The following is a 2,614-nucleotide window of genomic DNA, read 5'->3' on the forward strand; positions in this document are numbered from 1 at the left end:
AACCGAAAAATCACTATCTCCAGTTGAATATCATGACTCAAACGATTCGAATAGACCTTTTCAACCATTTCTAATAACGCATTCTTTTTTGAAAAAATATGCAATTTCTCACGATCAATACTCCTCTGGGCGAAGTTAACTTCTTCGTGTTCGGCGTCACGAAAGCCATTTCGATTCATCTCGATTCGATCCCCTTGTCACCTGCACTTCCCCCCGGGATGTCAGTGGCAGGTTGTATTGGCATTTTGTTAAGAGTTCACTGCCACGAACCCGTGGACAACCTGATCTTTGAATGTCGTCTGCTGGAGCACATATTTACCGATCATTCGATTGACTGTGGAGAGCATCTCTACGCGCACTCCTGGGAAAACGATCAGTCTATTTTGATGATTGGCACTGAAGATGAAGAATGCCTCAACGCACGATTGCCCGAAGACCAGCAGGTTTATCCCGAATCAGTCGGAATCAGTGTGACAGGCGTGTCGATTGAGCTGCCCGAATTAGCGAAAGGCAGCGAAAACACATTTCAGATGATTGTCGCCTGGAATGATCTCCCCGAACCAATAGAGAGTTCCTGCTGGTACGCGGTTGATTTTAAGCACGCTGAACTGTTGAAAGAGTTCAATAGTTCCTGAATCTGATGTGGAGACACGATCCCGAAAATTACTGAGAGACTACTCCCCGACATCCCTTCCCTCAGCTTCAAACACATCCAGCACGATCTTCATCCGTTCCTTCTGTTCGGCTGTCACTTCAAATTTCTGTTCCGGAGTACTTTCGTGATGGACGGTAACGCTGGGGGCGGCGATGATCGCGCGGAGCATTGGGATTTGCTCCGGCGTCAGCGGTGCATCTACCCAGAGCCAGCCTTGCCTCTCTCGCTTTAGTCTGATTTCCTGTTCTGCCAGACTGGTTTCATCTAATTGAAGCAGTTCTGCTTCTTTAAAACCAAGAGAGATTCCATACTGAAACGCACGACTGACAATTATCTTCTGCTCGGCTGTTAAGTTGGCATAATGTAACTTGATCGCTTCGCGTGCTTCGTCAGTCAGTTTAAACTGATTTTGTGCCAGCACATTTCTCGGGTTCGCCAGCCGTTCTTTTTGCTGTTTTAAAAGTTGGTGATTTCTTTCTGCTGACTGGATTTTCTGATTGATTCGCTCCATGTCGGCGATCAGAGACAACCGCCGTTGATTGAGTTCCTGATAGGCTTTGTCGCGACGGCTCTGATCAAACTGAAATTCTTTGAATTCCCGCTTGTGCGTCGCTTCTGCCTGTTGGAATTCCTGTCGTTTTTCGTTGAGCCAGTCCTCAGATTGAATCAGTAATATTTCGACACGGACCGGTTCCCATTCGGGACTTCGCAGAGACCCCGCAAAGAACAGTCCCCGCTGATTCGGTTGCACTACTTCAGATTCGAAAACAAAGCGGTCGGCTGCGGTCGTCACGACAAACGCACCCGGTTTGGATTGACCGGGAAGTAGCTGGGCGATTCGTAAATAAAGTGCTTCGGGGCGGTTCGCTCTCTCAGTAAAATACAATTGAAAATTGTTGGGGGCATAACGTGTTGCCGGCGCGTACTTGTGGCTGATGCGGTGGTAAGACAGAAAGGCACCATCCAGGCTCGATGCCCTGCTGAGACTCAGCTTGAGTGCTGCTGCATCAGAAATGGGTTCCAGAGTAATTTCGACCTGATCCCACTTGTCCTCCACGCGGCGAATGATGCCCAGCTTCAACTGATCCTGATTAGTAACCATATTCAGTTTCTCATCTGCAGCTTTGGGGGACCGCAGATAACTGCCGTTAATCACGCGTATCAGATCATTCTCTTTAAGACCAGCAAGGGAAGCACGTGAATTCGATTCGACCAATCTGACAATGACAGCAGTCTCTGTACGCGGTGGAAACTCAGGGATCGCTGCATTGGCTTCGCGAAGTATTTTTTTGTATTCAAAAACCGTGACCGTCTCAAAACCCATCCCGTATTTCTTCGTCGGAAACTCAGCATGAACAGGTATCGAACCGAGTAACAGCACAACAACCGTAATCAATAATCTCATCAATCCTCCCTCGATCCTTACTCGTAATCAAAGCGGCCAGTCGGTTCGCTACTCTTCTAACTTCCCGCCTTCGGCCTTAAAAAGTGCGAGTACCATTTTCATCCGTGCTTTTTGTCCGGGTGTGATTTCGAATTTATTTTCCGGATCATTTTCGAATGCAACCGTAACTTTCCGAGAGTTCATGATATCTTCAATCATTTTCAGTTGTTTTTTTTGCAGGGGAGCATCGTAATATTTCCACCCTTGATCTTCTCTTGCCTTTTCGATCAGACGACTCGGTATAAAAGAGGATAACTCCAGGTTCAACAGCATTGTATTGGAGATTTTCTCCTGTTTTTTTATCATCCCCAACAGTTCGTCAAATCGCTTTTGAAACGGCCTTGGAAGCCTTTCGTAATAAGACGACAACCTTTCGTGATGTTCCTTTACCTTAGCATCATCTGCCTGGATTACATTGTCTAAAAATCTCACCTTCTCAGAGTTAATCTCCTTATATTTGGTTGCGATCAAATCAAATTCCCGGATTGCTTTCAGTAAGGCTTCTTTATCTTCGT

At 46.5% G+C, this 2,614-nt stretch carries 3 protein-coding genes; 1 reads left to right on the forward strand and 2 read right to left on the reverse strand.

What is annotated here, in order from left to right; genetic code table 11:
* The first annotated feature begins 224 nt into the window (after positions 1-224).
* Positions 225-635, forward strand: coding sequence for a hypothetical protein (locus Q0294_RS21515; protein WP_299469557.1), 411 nt, complete (start codon positions 225-227; stop codon positions 633-635).
* A 39-nt stretch (positions 636-674) separates the two neighbouring features.
* Here Q0294_RS21515 and Q0294_RS21520 read toward each other — a convergent pair whose 3' ends face one another.
* Both Q0294_RS21520 and Q0294_RS21525 read right to left on the reverse strand, forming a co-directional pair.
* On the reverse strand, positions 675-2,060 hold the full coding sequence (locus Q0294_RS21520; protein ID WP_299469559.1) for a hypothetical protein: 1,386 nt from the start codon (positions 2,058-2,060) through the stop codon (positions 675-677).
* 48 nt (positions 2,061-2,108) lie between these two features.
* On the reverse strand, positions 2,109-2,614 hold a 506-nt coding region (locus tag Q0294_RS21525; RefSeq protein ID WP_299469561.1), incomplete at its 5' end, for a hypothetical protein.

Origin of the sequence: uncultured Gimesia sp., from assembly GCF_937919775.1 — a bacterium.
GTDB lineage: Bacteria > Planctomycetota > Planctomycetia > Planctomycetales > Planctomycetaceae > Gimesia.

Excerpts from the sequence above, each read along its gene's own strand:
- Q0294_RS21520 (WP_299469559.1), bottom strand. The coding sequence starts at position 2,060 with ATGAGATTATTGATTACGGTTGTTGTGCTGTTACTCGGTTCGATACCT.